The sequence below is a fragment of the Alteromonas sp. ISO5 genome (assembly GCF_058105165.1).
This window is the reverse complement of record NZ_CM176572.1, coordinates 4,473,873-4,490,081: the sequence shown is the minus strand read 5'-3', so window position 1 is coordinate 4,490,081 and position 16,209 is coordinate 4,473,873. Positions and strand designations below refer to the sequence as shown.

Sequence of the window (16,209 nt, the reverse complement as noted above, 5' to 3'; positions counted from 1 at the left end):
ATAAATGGCTATTGACCAGAATAACCCATTTGCTGATCTTCCTGACGCACAGAATAACCCGTTTGCTGATTTGCCAGATGCCCAACAAGGCGAATCGGGCATATTGCCTGCTTTGGGTGCCGGTGTTGATCAACTTCAAGAGTTAGGTTATCGCGCCGTAAAAGGCTTTACTGATGTTGGTGTGCCACAAGAAGAGCAGACCAACGCAATAGGGCGTGCTATCGGTCAAGGTGGCTCGTTATCTCAATGGGCCGATGAAGGCATAAGACGTAATCAGCAAGAGCAGCAAGCGTACTCGCCTACCGTAGAGTCTTACAAGGATATCGGCTCTGTCAGTGATGCTGCAAGTTATGTGGGTGAAATGACTGCTCAGTCTATCCCTATGATGGCCTCAGCGCTAAACCCTGCCGCATTGTTTGCCATGGGCGTGGGTATGTCGAATGAGGCATATGAGGCACAGCCAGAAGACAAAAAGCAACCTTGGCGAGCAGCCGCGTCTGGGTTTGGTCAGGCCGGATTAGAAAGGCTGGGCGTTGAATCCTCACTTGGCCGTGTGTTTGGTGGCGAAGGTAAAAACGTAATAAAACGCATTGGCCAATCTGCACTGGGCGAAGGCGTAACCGAAACGGGGCAAGAAGCGTTAGCGCAATGGGGGACTGGCAAGTCAATTGATGAATTTGAAAATCTGGACGAAGCATTTGTAGGAGGCGCTGCCGTGGGCGGCACCATCCGTGGTGGTACTGAGGCAGGTCAAGCGACTTACAAAAAGTACCGTGGTGAGCCAGCGCCAAAACTTAGCGACACCGAAGAAACCGACTTAACCGAAAATATCACGCCGGATCCGTTCGCACACATTCAGCCTGAACCAGATGGAGCGCTAAACACCAGTGATGTGACTGTTATACCCGGCGAAACCGCAGAGACCTGGCAACCTAACTGGCAGTTTGGTCAAAATGACATTCCATACCGTGGCCAGATGCAGCCTTATACCTACGAAGGTGAATACGAACAATACCGAGAAACACCTAATTCAGTGCCCGTTGGTGCTGCGTTTGACGCCCCGATAATCGATGGTCAGTTTGAGCGGCCACGTCGATTACCGGATCGCTCTGATGTGATTTATGGCGAAGATGGCCGGCCTATGCAGCAGGCCCAGGCATTCGCTGATCAGGTCAATGAGAGTGCGCAGCGTCAATTGCCTGACAAGGATATAGTGTTTTCCGGGGATAGCCGCAACGTGCAGGTTAAGCGAAATGGCAAGCCGTTTGGTGGTCGTCGTGCAGTTGAGTTGACGAAAGAGTTTCGCAGTGCCAGAGAGAAAGGACTAAATCCCACCGTAGTAAAAATTAATGGGGGTTATGGATGGACGGTTGATGGAAGCAATGATGAAACTCTGCAACAGCAAGGAGCAGCGCAAGAAATCTCGCAGTCTTCGATTGACAAACGCACCACAGTGAAAAAAGAAAAGTCTCCCGGAAACAGTGGAGAGGTTTATACGCCAGGTAGTAATCGTTTGTTGCTGGGGGAAGCTGGATCTGTTTCACCTGATCAGTTAATTGGAAAATCGAATCAAGGATATGAAGCAACTGGTGAAGACCAGTTGCTTACCGGTAGCAATGAAGATGCTATGGAAAGTGGAAATTGGCAAACAGGTACTGAACCACAAAACCAATCAGCAGTAATTGAAGCCGCCGCAAACGAGGCGGCTACCAGCCCCACTAATAACCTTCCTGAGCCCACGCAGGCGCAGAAAGAAGCCGGCAATTATAAGAAGGGTAAAGTAAAACTTCACGGCTTTGATATTTCCATTGAGAACCCAAAAGGCTCCACGCGCACTGGTATCGACCCTGATGGTAATGAGTGGTCTTCAAAGATGAAACACCATTACGGCGACATTAAAGGCACCACCGGTGCTGATGGTGATTCGATTGACGTCTTTATTGGCGACAATCCCGACAGCCAGAAAGTATTTGTTGTTGATCAGATTGATCCGGCCACCGGTAATTTTGACGAAGTTAAAGTGATGATGGGCTTTGATAATGTCGAATCAGCCAGAAAGGGTTATTTATCCAATTATGATGAAAACTGGAATGGCCTGGGCGAGATTACCGAAACCAACGTTGATGACTTTAAGGCTTGGACTCAGCGCCCACGTAAATCAAAGCAGCCTTTTACATTGCCAGTAGAGTCAAAAGCGAAAGGCCGCAAAGATCAGGTGATCGAGCAAATTGACGATTTTGGCGAAAAGCTTCATGGCGCCAGAAAGCATGTTTGGTCTGGATTTAGTGATGCTGTTAAAGAGGAAATGGACGTTTCAGAAGTTCCGCTTAGCAAATCATTCCCTGACCCTAACTATGAAAAAATGGCTCAAGATGGTGCAGATAAAAAAGTTCTCGGCTTCATTTCAATGCTGAAAGACAGCATTCCAAGCAAGCCTCGAACGCGCTATAAAATGCCACGATGGACTGAAACCGTAAATAAAGTAAGAAATACTGTAAGCGGATTAACTGATGGTACGTTAACAATCGATGAAGCAAAACGAAAAGTCCGGTCAATGGGTGGGAGATTTAGTGGTATTTCTGAGTCAGTTGACGCATTTGAAGGGGTTAAGCCTGAAGCGATAAAGAAAGCAGGTAAACGCTGGCGTATTGATTCTGGTAGCTTCAGCATGTTTCGTGGTGAAAAATACGATACACCAAAAACGAAATTCTTTATTCGCCGCGACGGAAAAGATTTGTATGACCTTTCATTCGATACTGAAGCGGAGGCAGTGAAATTCTTAAAAAGCCAACTAGAAAAAGAAGATGGCCAGCCTACCAGGCGGAAAACAAAAATATCTATTTATCAGGATCGATACGATAAAAATTATTTCCTTGGTTGGAAAGGTGCAAATGGCGTTCTGAGGATTGCTGAGTACGATAATATTGTTGACGCCAGAGCTGCTTTACGTGATAGCCGCGATGAAATAGAAATGAAACTGGCGAAAATGAAAGAAACGCCAGAAATGCGACGCCCTGAGAATAGAAAGCGTGTTGGCCCTGCTCGATTTGAGGGGAACGTTACACCAGAGTTGTTTGCGGAAGAATTCGGTTTCCGCGGGGTTCAGTTTGGTAATTATGTTGAAAACAAACGCCGGCAGCAGGATTTAAATCAGGCTTATGACGGGCTAATCGATCTTGCTGAAGTGCTTGGCATCCCACCTCGCGCGTTATCGCTCAATGGTAAATTAGGCCTAGCGTTTGGTGCGCGTGGTCGTGGTGGAAATGGCATGGTTGCAGCTGCACACTACGAACCAGGAAGAATGGTCATTAACCTTACAAAAAAATCAGGCTCTGGCTCCTTGGCGCATGAGTGGTTCCACGCGCTGGATAATTATTTTGCCACTGGCGCGACCGGCAAAGAGTCATATATGACTCATGAAAATCGATATAAACGCATTGATGGTATTCGCCCCGAAATGCGCGAGGCATTTATTAATGTAATGAACGCTATTGAAGATACATCTCTGCCTTCTCGAAGCGGTGAGTTGGATAAACGCCACAGTAAACGTTATTGGGACACTAAGGTAGAAATGTCAGCCCGCTCATTTGAGCGATACATTATTGATAAGTTGGATGACTCAAAACAGTCAAATGATTACCTAGCTAACATTGTGAGTGAAAAAGGGTGGAACGCTACTGACGAAGGTACTTATCCATATCCTACAGAATCTGAAGCTAAAAAAATTAATAAGGCGTTCGATCGATTTTTCCGAACTATCAAGAGTAAACAAACAGAAGATGGTAATGTCGCTTTATTCTCGCTTGACTCGGGTGTTGTCGGCAGTGGTACCGGTGATATGCCCATCAGTCGTGCTGATGCTAATAAAGTCATCGACCGGTTTACCGGTGGGCTCAGTGGCACGGCTCTGGGTGACGTTATTGTTTCCGGAACGTATGACGATCTTCCTCAGGAAATAAAAGAGGCCGCAAAAGCCCAGGGCGCTGAGTATCAAGTAAAAGGCGTATTCCATAAAGGTAAAGTGCATGTTGTGTTAGATAAGCATAGCAGTGAACTGGACATTGAAACAACGCTTTTCCATGAGGTTTACGGGCACCAGGGTATAGCAAACCTGTTTGGCAAGAATGTCACTAAAAAGCTAAATGAATTGTTTATTGCCAATGGTGGACTCAAGGGGTTGCGCGATACATCTAAGCGACACGGCATCAATCTTGACAGCTACATTGATGGCCTTGAGGGAACAAATATACCGCAGGAAATTAAAAACCGTGTGCTCATGGATGAACTGTTAGCGCACATGCAGCAAGACAATAAACCCAGCGTCAAACGTCTTGCGCGTGAAATACTTGGCATGATCCGCGCCGGGCTACGCAAGTTAGGGTTGCCCGGTCTTGCCAAGATCAAGGATAGCGATTTATTCTACCTACTCAGACAGGCTAGAAACGCGGCCCAAAAAGGCTCTAAGAAAAAAAGTGGAACCAGCTTTATGATTGGCGACAGGAACGGCGGAAAGGTTGATAGTATCACTTTAAAAAACATTAAAGAAAAAGGTGAAACTATAGAAGTATTTAGCATAAATGGGTTTGATTTTAAATTTGTTGATGAAGATAGTGGGTTTCGTTTAGCTATACCTAACAGTCTTCATTGGGCGAAATATAATGAGGATGGAGAATTGATAGGTGCGGGTAAAGATTGGATAACCTCACCAACAGAAGAAGAATTATCATCACTTAATAAAGCAGCTAAACAAGTTAGCGAAAAAGTCAAAGAGAATGAAAATAAGTTTAAAGACACTTTCATTAGATTCAACGAGCTTCCGGAAAGTGGAAAGTCAAAAAATCATGCCAATGGAAGACTTGAAGCAGGAGTAAGTGTATTCAGAGCAAAATTTCATAAATTAAAAGGCGCTTTTGAGTTTGATGAGTCAGGCAACATACAATCTGACGCCCACATGAGCTATGTCATTGATGGTGCGAAAGTCTACTTAGTACAAGGTGAAGAAGTTGGTAAAGGTTCTGACGGTGAACCTTTGCTTAAAAACCCCAAAATATTATCAAGGTTAAAGTACAACTCAACTTACAATGGATATGTACCAACAAATAACATCATGTTTCGCACCACCGATGATGCCGCACCGTTCACCTTACCAGAAGAAACCAAAACGGAATATGCCTTGCGTTTTATCCAGGACAAGTTCAACCGGGTTAAGCGTGCGCAGACAGAGATCAGGAAGTCTGGAACTGCTATTCCTGATAACGCTGACGTATATGGCAAGGAATCGCTGTATTACGGCAAGGTAGAGGAAGATTTCAGGCAGCTGGAGAATGACTACCTTGAACCCATCGCAGAGCGCATGGCAAAGAACAACATCGAGCAAAGTGAGTTGGATCTTTACCTTTATGCGCTGCATGCGCCGGAACGCAATGCGTATATCAACACTATCAACCCAGAAATGAATGCCGGCTCAGGCATGACTGATGCTGAAGCGGCCGGCATTGTCCAGGCGGTAAACCGGGATCCGCGCAGAAAGCAATTTGAAAAACTGGCCGGCACTGTCCGTGAAATGATTGACGCTCGCACTCAGCAGATGCTTGAACAGGGGCTTATTGATGAAGAAACCTTTGGCGGCCTGCAGAGTAGCTACGATCATTACGTGCCATTAAAAGGCCAGGCCAAGGATGAAGGCGGCAAGCCCAAGGGTACCGGTATGGGCTTTAATATTAAGGGTAAAGAGAGTATTCGCGCATTGGGCCGTAAATCAAAGGCTGAAAGTCCTTTGTTGCATGCCTTTGCTGATACTCAAAAAGCCATTACCAGGGGGCACAAAAACGAAGTAGGGAATGCGCTACTGGATTTGATAGACGTTGCACCCAACCCTGAATTATGGAACGTCTACACCACACAAGGACCAATGAAGCGCACCACCGACAAAGACGGAAAGGTGATTGAAGGACCAATGACTGTCGGTGAAATGTCAGCCCTTGCGGGTAACCCAACGTCAGAGTGGTTTGCCACCAAGCGCGGCGGTAGTCAGTATTTCGTTAAACTGGATGATCCGGTACTGGCGATGCAAATGAAAAATGTCGGCGTTGATAACGGTAATCGCATTACCCGTGCCTTGGGCATGGTTAACCGGTATCTGGCAACAGTTTCAACGTCTGCCAACCCTGAATTCATGCTGACCAACTTTACCCGCGATGTGCAAACCGCGCTGTATAACCTGGCAGCTGAAAGTGATGTGGATGACGGCCGCATTAAAGGCGTGGATATTAAATCCTTTAGCGCCGGCGTTATTAAGGACTTACCTAAGTCATTCATGGGGATACGCCGGGCGCTGCGCGACAACCGCACAGACACTATCTGGTCCGGTCATTTCGATGATTTTAGAAAGTCTGGCGCCAAGACCGGTTACTTTGATATGAAAGATCTGGAAACACAGTCCAGAGATTTAAAGAAAATGATGACGCTGCAGACTAAAAAAGGCATTGAGAAATATGCGCGTGATGCCTGGCAGTTCATTGAAGACTACAACTCCGCCGTAGAGAATGCCATTCGTTTATCTGTGTATAAAAATGCCATGGATAATGGCATAAGCAAGCATCAGGCAGGCGTTCTGGCCAAGAATCTAACTGTTAACTTTAACCGCAAGGGTCAGGGCGGCACTTGGCTTAACTCACTTTACCTGTTTGCTAACGCGGGCATACAGGGTACCGCCAACTTTGCTCGAGCGATTTTCACACCAAAAACCGTTAACGGAAAGCGCAAGCTCAATCTTGCTCAAAAGGCTGGCATTACGATTTCAGGCATATCCTTTGCCATGGCTTATCTCAATCGGCTGATAGCTGGCGAGGATGATGATGGAGAAAGCTACTGGGATAAATTACCTAATCATGTGAAAGAGCGTAACTTTGTGATCATGGTGCCGGGCGGCAAGGATTACGTTACCTTTCCAATGCCTTACGGTTACAACATTTTTGGTAACTTTGGCGTAGCTGCTGAATCCTATGTGAACGGGGGGGAACTGTCAGAGAATGTTGGTTTCCTGGTTAAAGCTATTATGGGGTCATTCGTTCCGCTTGGTTTGTCTGAGGGAAGTGATGGATTGGAAACCACTGTTAAAACGGTGATGCCGCAAATAGGAAAGCCAGCGACCGACCTGGTAACCAATACCAATTTCTTTGGCAGTCGCATTTACAACGACAGTAATGATCGCTTTGACACTAAAAAATCAGACGCGGCAACGTATTTCAAATCAACCAATCAGGCATACAAAGATACTGCTCTATGGCTCAATGAATTAACGGGCGGAAGCGAATACCGAGAAGGTGTGGTAGATGTTCATCCAGAATCAATCCGTTACATGCTTGAATACATTGGCGGCGGCGTGGGCCGCTTCGCAATGAACACAGCAGAAACTACAGCTCGAGCCACAAAAGGTGAATTTGAACCCAGTCGAACCCCGTTCCTTCGCCGCTTTTATGGTGAAACGAATGATTATGGCGACCAGCAAAAATTCTATGAACGATTGGATGAGGTAGAAACTATTCGCGCTGAACTTGACTCATTAAAAGGTAGAGATCGCCTTGAGTTTATGAAAAAGCACAAAGGCACTCTAAGCCTAGTGGAGCGGGCTAGGTCTACTAAAAAGCGATTAAAGGTCCTCCGGAAGCGACGCGATTATTACATCGAGAAAGAAAATAAAGTCAAAGTTGAACAAATTGAAAAGCAAATGGATAACGCCGTTGACAGGTTTAACGCTATTTACAACCGAAGGAAAGAGGACTAATCAACCGGGGCCTTACTTCCACCTTTAAAGTATATTACCCCCAAGTATACAGGGGTGTAGCAAACATAAATAATTGCAATGCCTGACATCACAAATAAAGGTACCTCAATAATTGAAATTTTACTTCCAGCGAAGTTACCAATGTATGTAAATATGCTTGTAATTATTGATGTTAATAGAAAGTAAATAAAATGGAGCTTTCTATTTCTAATGTTTGTAGAGCTTAACGGGTTTTTAAAAATAACTGAAAAAATGGTTATTAAAACTAAATTCATCGGTAATAGATACAACCCCCTTTCTACAAAGTAATAGAAGAATATTTCTAAGTCGCTCATGATAGCTCCTTTGTATTTGAGTGATTTATTTTTGCTAAAAATAGTGGATTTAGTTAATTGCTACCAAGGTAGTGGGTAGACATTAGTAACGCCGATAAAAGCCGGTATAACCAACCCAAATAGCAAAGCAATTACGTACTTAATTTTCCTTAGCAGTTGCCTTTTTTTATATTTACCCATCAACAAACAAGCCAATTAAATAACTAAATTTTGAGTATAGCGCAGTGGTGATTTATCCACCACTGCTGTTTTGTGTGCGCCACTTTTAGGAGTAAACATCATGGCCACTTATACATTTACCCAATCAGACGGTGAGATAGTTAACCAAGAATTGCTTTATTCTGGCCGTGAGGACCCTGCAACATCTTTGTCAGTTGTTGGTGGGCGTTTACGCAAGCTGACTCGAAATCCATACGGTTACAGCTTTGTAACTGCTCAGGGTAGTGCGGCCGACGAGGTTAGTGTAACTATTTATCCAAACGGCAGCCCTGAATCAAACGGTATTGTATTTCATCACCTGGATGCAAATAACCATTTTAACATTTGGATTAAAGGTGGTAATGGTCAAAACGAGGTCATTCTGGTCAGTGTAGAGAATGGTTCTCCGACCAGAATAGCCGGAACGGTTATACCTGATTTCAGCCCTAGTAAAACATATCGACTCAGGGCGGTATTTGACGGATCTGACATACAGATTTATGTAACAGACCTAACAGCCGAGACGGCTGAACAGCTCCTTATATCCACATCCTATGCCCATCCTAACAGCAATGTTGTAGCGAGTGGCCGGCACGGCATCGTGTTAACTGGCGTTGGCTGTGAGGCCGACGATTTGACAATAGAATCCATCCCAGCTGGACCAACTGTAACTAACAGCCGTCTAACGTTTAATTCTGACAATGATCTGCCTGACGGCAGTGTGTATACCCGGATAATTGATACCTCTAGTGACACTGTTGTTTTTACAGGCAACGTCACATATTCAGCAGGTAATGCAGTGGTTAACATCCCTGTTGGCACACTACCGCAGAATTCAGATGTATGGTGGATAGTAATGGATGAGGTAAACGAGTTATCCGCCAGCGTGAAATTAAAGTCTGTAGGTGTCTAAATGTATAATTATTATGGTCCAGCTAATAACTACGGTTCACAAGCTACATACGACCCACCTCAAGGGGCATTACCCTATCCGTATCCTGGACTGAAACGGTCTATTAATAAACTGGGCGTGTTATTCCGGCGCCCTTCTACTATGGCGTTCGGGAAAGAATTTTGGCCCTTCCCTATGTCTACTGCTGGTATACCTAATTGGCCTCATGAGCAATATCCAGTAAAGTTAGATAGCTCTACTGACCACGCGACTGGCGGTAGTACTGGGGGCATCTGGCTACGAGTATATGAAGAAGCTCTGGGGCCTATCACTGACGGTAATGCGTGGCATGAGTGGGACGATATTAGTGGACGTCCAGAGTTTGATCACATTGATAAAAAGACTAACCCAATATTTACTGGTAATCTGAATCAAACTGAAACGCCTACGCCTACGCTTATTGGTGGAGAAGTTGTACTCTCTTATCACGAAAATACTGCGGCAGGTGCATTGACTAATGATGCACAAACCACTTTCTACACTACAAGTGATAATGGTGTAGATTTTGTGGCAGGTACTCCGTCCTCAGTACGGTATGAGAATACTGAACTTCCAGGGGATGGACATTCTGGATATCTGCTCAGTGGTAAGAATCCATTCGATGAAATAGCAGCTAATTACATAGGTGTTGTACTACAAGGTGGTGCCTTTGTAGAAGACAATGCAGGCCGCTACATTGTAACGTCTGATGATGGTAAATTTTGGGATAGATACAAGTACTATCGTCGTAATGTTATCGACCTACAGCCGTTTAACTTTGGGACACAGACAGGCTCGCAGTATCCACTGGACCTGGTTCATACTGCACGCAAGGAAGGACAGTACTACCGGGTAATTGCACGTTACTTGCCTCAGCCAGCAGGTACAGGTCCAACTATGCGCCGTCCTTGTGAGCTATTAGTAGACCACGAGTTTCGCCCAGTGTCACCTCCTAACTTTTACTACGAGCCTGGCTCTTTTGGGGAGTACGACTACGACCAAGCTATGACTCCAATGGAGTTTGCATGGCGTGGTAAGTTTTATCTATTCACAGCCTCTACTGATACAGACGGATATTCTAGTATCGGTATAGCTGAAATAGTAGATGTTCCTCATACGTGGCAGTTGTTCTACCCATATGCCTCAGAAGATGTATTGTTTGAAAGTATTACTGATGGCGCCACTATAGCTCCGAATGCTACTTACTCTCACACAACCAGTACTAAAACAGAGGCATATCGTGACCTTACTAATCTGACGTTGCCTCAGACTAAAGATACTGCATCTGCGGAGTTCTCTACTACTGTGGACCTCGAAGCCAATGATATTACTCAAATTGACTTCGAACGTATTGGTAAGAACTCACAGGCGCGGCAAACTATTCGTTGTGGTCTGAAGGATGCTACTGGCAATCATGTATTGTCGATATTCTTCCCTTCACGAAGTGCAGCATCCAGTTCTACTGACGATATAGCCGTTCAGATGAAGGCTACTATTGATGGTAGCACTACTACTGTCAATGTCAGCGAACAACGAATTGGACAAGTTAATAACGTAGCTGGCCAGGAACGTGCTACTGTTAAATTTGACTTTGGTCTACGTATCTGTCCGTTCCAGAACAAAATGAGTTTTATGGCAGGTAGTGCTGCACTATACGATATCGACATTACTGGTTTTGACTACACTCAGGCTTTAGTACCCTTTATTGAAGGTGTAATCATTGATACTACTCCAGTACAGGATGAAGAAATTAGCTTCCATGCTGTACGGGTTCGTCAATATTCTAACGTTGTACCAACACAGCTTGAAGCTCCTACAATAACTACCTCTGTAAGCGGTAATACTATTACCGTGACTGCAAATCCTGTAGCAGGGGCGGCGGGGTACAGGTACTTCTGTAACGGTATCGAATCAGACACCGGTGTGTTTAGCGGTTTAGCGTATAATACAGCATATGACGTCTATGCTAAATCTGAGGGCCCTAACGGGCTATCTAACGCCAGCGCATTTGAAACGGTTTCGACAGAGGCACCGACAAACGATCTCTTTGCTATCGCCACAACGCCAAACAACAAACTGGATGACGGCGACACAGGCACGTTATCTGGTGCCTCATCAACTGGTGATAATCCTATTGTTAGCTACGCCTGGACGCAAACTAGAGGCGATACGATGATGTTAGCCGGGGCGAATAGCGACACCGCAACGTTTACCGTGCCTGCCGATACAGCCCCGCAACAACTGACGTTCCGCCTGACAGTGACAGACAGTGAGGGGGCCACAGCGAGTAGTTCAGTTAGTTTCTATCTCAATGGGTTTACGCTGGATGATGGCGGCATTATTCGCCGGCTGGTACCACGTCCTATAAAACGTGCTATTCGCTCGATGATATAATAATGGCGTTCAGTCAATTTCCGTTAAATGTTCGGAGCAGCTGCGAATATAAAACACTGCTGCGAACATTTAACGGAAAGTCTATTCAATTGTTACAATTTCAAACCTGACAAAATCAGATTCGTCTAACCTTCTACAGCAATCGCAAACACCGCCAAGGGTATTGTGTTTAGCAACAACAACAAAGCAGTCATCTTTATCAAAAAGTTTAATTACTTGATTATCTTCAATTTCTGGCAATTCATAAAAATCAATACTCATTTCACCACCAATATTTAACGGAAAGTTTAACTGTAAAGATACTTGGGTTTGTTATCCCCGGGTTCGTAAGTGTAACCCGCGGCATCCAGTTTCGCCCGGGCCGCATCGGCATCAAAATCCGCCAGGGTCACCGGCAGCCCCTCCGATAATTCTTCAATAAACCACCCCGGGCGAGCCTCCCAGCGTACAAAGCGTATCCAGCCAACGGGCTCACCGTCTTTGAATACGGTGTACGTGTTTTTGGTGGCCCACAGTTCGCGCATCAGTCTTGTTTCTTCGCCAGCTCAGCCATTTTATCCACGGCCTCGCCCTCATTGCGCAATTTATACCGCTTCTTAATGTCTTTCAGCGTGTCTTTGGTTTCGGGCAATACATAGGCATCCAGCCGCCTTTTTACTTTCAGCTGTTCCTGGTGATGCTTTAACCGCGCATTGGCAATGGTTTGCTGGCGTTCTTCTTTGCTCTGAGCCACTTCGTTTGATTGTTCCACGCTAAAAGCCCCGGATAATAATTAAAAGTTACACGGTAAACAAACTTTTGTCGAATCATTGTTTACACGGTAAACAGATTATACTATTATTTGTTTACACGGTAAACGGTTTTAAAAAGTGGTAAAATGCTTACTTACGGATCAGCCTGCAGCGGTATCGAATCTGCCTCACTAGCTTGGGAATCAATAGGTTGGAAGCCTACATGGTTTGCAGAAATAGAGCCCTTTCCTTGTGCGGTACTGGCTCACCATTGGCCGCAGGTGCCAAACCTTGGCGATTTAACACGTATTCACCAAAAGGTACTGTGGGGCAGTGTGCCTGCCCCTGACGTATTAGTCGCTGGCACACCTTGTCAGGCGTTTTCAGTGGCCGGATTACGTGAAGGTCTGGACGATGACAGGGGCCAGTTAACCCTTAGCTATATGAGGCTATGTGATGCAAACGACTTTATTCGACAACGAAACAAACAACCCGCCAGTATCATCGTCTGGGAAAACGTACCAGGCGTACTCTCAGACAAAGACAATGCCTTTGGTTGCTTCCTCGCTGGGCTTGTCGGTGAGCATGATGAAATTACCCCACCAGGCAAGCCAGCATCAGGAAAATCAGCCAAGCACTGGCGATGGGATAAAAAAAATAGCCAGCATATCCCAAAGTGGTCGCTCGGTGGTTGTATTGTTGGACCCAAAAGAACAGTCGCGTGGCGAACCCTTGATGCCCAATATTTCGGAGTGGCCCAACGACGCCGACGTGTGTTCGTTGTGGCAAGTGCTAGAAGTGGGTTTAATCCCGCAGAAGTACTTTTTGAGTCAGACAGCGTGCGCAGGGATATTGCGCCGAGCAGAGAAGCGAGGGAAGAAATTACCGGAATTGCTGGTGCAGGCATTGAAAGCAGTGTAGCAAGGTCGCTTCGCGCACAAGCTAACCACAGTCACCGCGCCGATTCAGATAATTTTATTATTGATACTTTTGATTATCAATCATCAGGTGAGTATGGCACTGGTGACGTTTCAGCGACACTTTCAGCGAGAGATTATAAGTCAGCAAAAGATTTAGTTGTTCACGGCACACAAGACCCAGGCACCAATAAATACGTAGCTTTTTCTTTAGGTCGCAATAATGGCGCTGAAAACGTTGTTTTTAATTCGGTGCAATCTGTCAGTTTGCGTGGCCGGGAAGGTGGCGCAACTGCTGAATTGGGTGGCCCGATATCACCCGCATTAAAGGCGAGTCAAGGCGGCGGGGATAAGCCTCATGTTTTAGCTTTTGCAGAAAACTCACGGGCAGAAGTCAGGTTTGAAAATGGTGACGGGCAGATTTCTGGTGCCATATCAACTGGTGGTGGAAAACCGGGGCAAGGAGCACCGAGCATTCTTGATAATTATCAGGTGCGACGCCTTACCCCGGTCGAGTGTGAACGCCTGCAGACAAGGCCCCGTTTGCTGGCAAGCCTGATCTGAAAGAGTGGGTAGAGTGGAAGTTAACAGAAGAAAGCTGGCAGCAATGGCGGGATGAAAACCCGGACGAAGTAACCAAACTTGAATCGCATTACGGCATTAAATAAATTTAACGGAAACGGTAAGTTATGGTGAAAACTGTTAGTTTATCTGGTTACTCGGATATTCACTATACAAATCCATTGATAGCGGCAGCTGTGGTAAAACACTTCAATCCAGTTGGTAAGATATTGGAGCCATTCAAAGGGGATGGAGCTTTTTTTAATTTAATGCCTGGATCTGATTGGTGCGAGATAGAGCAGGGGCGTTGCTTTTTTAAATACAGCGATAAGGTTGACTGGATCGTAACAAATCCTCCTTACAGCATTCTTACGGATGTAATGAGTCATTGTTTTGATATTGCGGAGAATACCGTTTTACTGTTACCACTATCCAAGCTTTACAGTTCTCAGCCTCGATTAATGTTGGTGAAAGAAAAATCTGGTGTAAAAGAAGAATTGATTTTTGGAACCGGTCGTTCAATAGGTTTTGATATAGGATTCCCGTTTGCCGCAATTCACTTTGTAAGAGGCTATCAGGGAGAGATAAAGAGGACTTGGGCAAATACCTTGGAAATAATGCAGGGCGCTGCATAGTAAAAAACTAAACCTTAAGGATGATTCATTTTGGGGTCATAATGGGGTCACTTTCTGTCTGTTTTAGTCGGGGTTAGTCTGTGACCACCTCTACACAACCCTGATAACAAGCGACTCAGGCCGACAGGTATTTTTGCTAAGCCGGTTCAAGTACGGTCCCGGTGCTAAAAGCGCGTTTTTATAAAATTGTGTCGAAATTGAGTTGAATATTTTTAAAATAGGATTGAAGCCCTTTGTTTATAGTGATGTGCTGTAATCATGCCAGAGGAAGGTTGCAGAACTGGTAGTACTCATGGTTTAGGTCGTTTAATCCGTAACGCTTTTGCTTTTATAGCGACATCCTAACATGGTTAACTGGGGGAGAAGCCAGAAAATCCGTGTTCGGGAGGAAGTCCCGGTATCTCAGGTTGAATGATTCTGGTCGCCGCAGGCAATACGCAGTAGAGTAAATCACACAATGATAATAATTTGGGGGAACCATTAATGTTGAATCATTTATCTATGAAACCGCTTCTGGCCGCTTCTTTGTGCGTACTGGGCTTATCCTTTCAGGCCCTGGCTGCTGATGTTGCCATTGTCATTCATGGTGGTGCCGGCACAATACTAAAAAAGAACATGACCCCGGAGCGTGAGAAAGCCTACGTTGCGAAACTCACCGAAGCGGTTAGGAAAGGTTACGCGTTACTCGAGTCCGGCGTAGATGGTGAAACCGCTGTGGTAGAAACCATTCAGGTGCTGGAGCAATCGCCATTATTTAACGCCGGTATTGGCGCGGTATACACTTTTGATGGAGAACATGAACTGGATGCGTCCATGATGCACGGTGGGACACTCAATGCCGGTGCGGTAGCAGGCGTTAAAACCATCGCCAGCCCGATCGCCGCCGCGCAAGCGGTTATGGAACATTCTCCGCATGTCATGCTAAGTGGCAAAGGCGCCGAGGAATTTGCCTTGTCGCGCGGCATGGTGCCAGTAGATAACCATATTTTTGATACTGATCGTCGTTACAAAGCGTTGGAAAAAGCCCGGGAACGTATTTTAAAAGCGGGTATTGCTTATGGCGGTCAACAGGGCAACGAGCGCTTTGGGACGGTTGGAGCTGTGGTAATTGATAAGCAGGGTAATCTGGTCGCCGGCACGTCTACCGGTGGTATGACAGCCAAGCGTTATGGTCGGATTGGTGACTCGCCGGTTATTGGTGCCGGTACCTGGGCCGATAATAACAGCTGCGCGGTATCAGCTACTGGCCACGGTGAGTATTTTATTCGTTACCATGTGGCCGCAGACATTTGTTCACGGATGAAGTATACCGGCGTCAGCCTTGATAAAGCGGCTAATACGGTGATCAACGATGTGCTGGTTGAAGCCGGCGGCGATGGCGGTATTATCGCGATTGACCGTGATGGCAATATTGCGGCGGTGTTTAATTCAGCCGGGATGTACCGGGCGCAAATTGATACTGAGGGTAATCTCAAAGTTGGCATTTACAAAGAATGGGTTGAGTAAAACTAATACCGGGCATTGCTATTTTTTAATGCCCGGTATGCTTAACAAGGTGATACTAGTAGCGCTTCTATGGTAAACCGGCTTGCAGAAAATACCTTTCTATCCTCCTAAAATTCCCCATAATTACGACCAAAGTAGTGTTAATAAAAAGCTAACATTCCATTGCATTCTGAACTAGGCTTATTACAGGGCAAGACGCCCCTGAGGCTGTCTTA

General features: G+C 45.7%; 10 protein-coding genes. 6 read left to right on the top strand and 4 right to left on the bottom strand.

Annotated elements, in window-relative coordinates; translation table 11 throughout:
• The first annotated feature begins 4 nt into the window (after positions 1 to 4).
• On the top strand, positions 5 to 7,786 hold the full coding sequence (locus AC2T0J_RS20180; protein WP_489807531.1) for an LPD38 domain-containing protein: 7,782 nt from the start codon (positions 5 to 7) through the stop codon (positions 7,784 to 7,786).
• On the opposite strand, the gene AC2T0J_RS20175 is transcribed toward AC2T0J_RS20180, so the two are convergent.
• Positions 7,783 to 8,121, bottom strand: a complete 339-nt coding sequence (locus tag AC2T0J_RS20175) for a hypothetical protein (protein WP_489807530.1) — start codon at positions 8,119 to 8,121, stop codon at positions 7,783 to 7,785. The genes AC2T0J_RS20180 and AC2T0J_RS20175 overlap by 4 nt on opposite strands.
• 280 nt (positions 8,122 to 8,401) lie before the next feature.
• On the opposite strand from AC2T0J_RS20175, the gene AC2T0J_RS20170 reads away from it, so the two are divergent.
• Together AC2T0J_RS20170 and AC2T0J_RS20165 are read left to right on the top strand one after the other, a co-directional pair.
• Positions 8,402 to 9,232, top strand: coding sequence for a hypothetical protein (locus AC2T0J_RS20170; protein ID WP_489807529.1), 831 nt, complete (start codon positions 8,402 to 8,404; stop codon positions 9,230 to 9,232).
• Complete coding sequence (locus AC2T0J_RS20165; RefSeq protein ID WP_489807528.1) at positions 9,233 to 11,644, top strand: PKD domain-containing protein; 2,412 nt, start codon at positions 9,233 to 9,235, stop codon at positions 11,642 to 11,644.
• A gap of 81 nt (positions 11,645 to 11,725) precedes the next feature.
• Here AC2T0J_RS20165 and AC2T0J_RS20160 read toward each other — a convergent pair whose 3' ends face one another.
• Genes AC2T0J_RS20160 through AC2T0J_RS20150 form a run of 3 tightly spaced genes read right to left on the bottom strand, consistent with a single transcriptional unit; the run spans position 11,726 to position 12,395 of the window.
• Positions 11,726 to 11,905 carry a hypothetical protein gene (locus tag AC2T0J_RS20160; RefSeq protein WP_489807527.1) on the bottom strand — a complete coding sequence of 60 codons (180 nt, stop codon included), beginning with the start codon at positions 11,903 to 11,905 and terminating at the stop codon, positions 11,726 to 11,728.
• Between the two features lie 26 nt (positions 11,906 to 11,931).
• Entirely contained in the window at positions 11,932 to 12,168 is a 237-nt protein-coding gene (locus AC2T0J_RS20155; protein WP_489807526.1) for a hypothetical protein, read from the bottom strand.
• Complete coding sequence (locus AC2T0J_RS20150) at positions 12,168 to 12,395, bottom strand: hypothetical protein (RefSeq protein WP_489807525.1); 228 nt, start codon at positions 12,393 to 12,395, stop codon at positions 12,168 to 12,170. Before AC2T0J_RS20150 ends, AC2T0J_RS20155 begins: the two co-directional genes overlap by 1 nt.
• A 126-nt stretch (positions 12,396 to 12,521) precedes the next feature.
• On the opposite strand from AC2T0J_RS20150, the gene AC2T0J_RS20145 reads away from it, so the two are divergent.
• From AC2T0J_RS20145 to AC2T0J_RS20135, 3 genes are all read left to right on the top strand, one after another.
• Positions 12,522 to 13,856, top strand: coding sequence for a DNA cytosine methyltransferase (locus AC2T0J_RS20145; RefSeq protein ID WP_489807524.1), 1,335 nt, complete (start codon positions 12,522 to 12,524; stop codon positions 13,854 to 13,856).
• Positions 13,857 to 13,981: 125 nt separating this feature from the next.
• Positions 13,982 to 14,488, top strand: a complete 507-nt coding sequence (locus AC2T0J_RS20140; protein ID WP_489807523.1) for a hypothetical protein — start codon at positions 13,982 to 13,984, stop codon at positions 14,486 to 14,488.
• 483 nt (positions 14,489 to 14,971) lie between these two features.
• On the top strand, positions 14,972 to 15,994 hold the full coding sequence (locus tag AC2T0J_RS20135) for an isoaspartyl peptidase/L-asparaginase family protein (protein ID WP_489807522.1): 1,023 nt from the start codon (positions 14,972 to 14,974) through the stop codon (positions 15,992 to 15,994).
• Positions 15,995 to 16,209 lie beyond the last annotated feature (215 nt).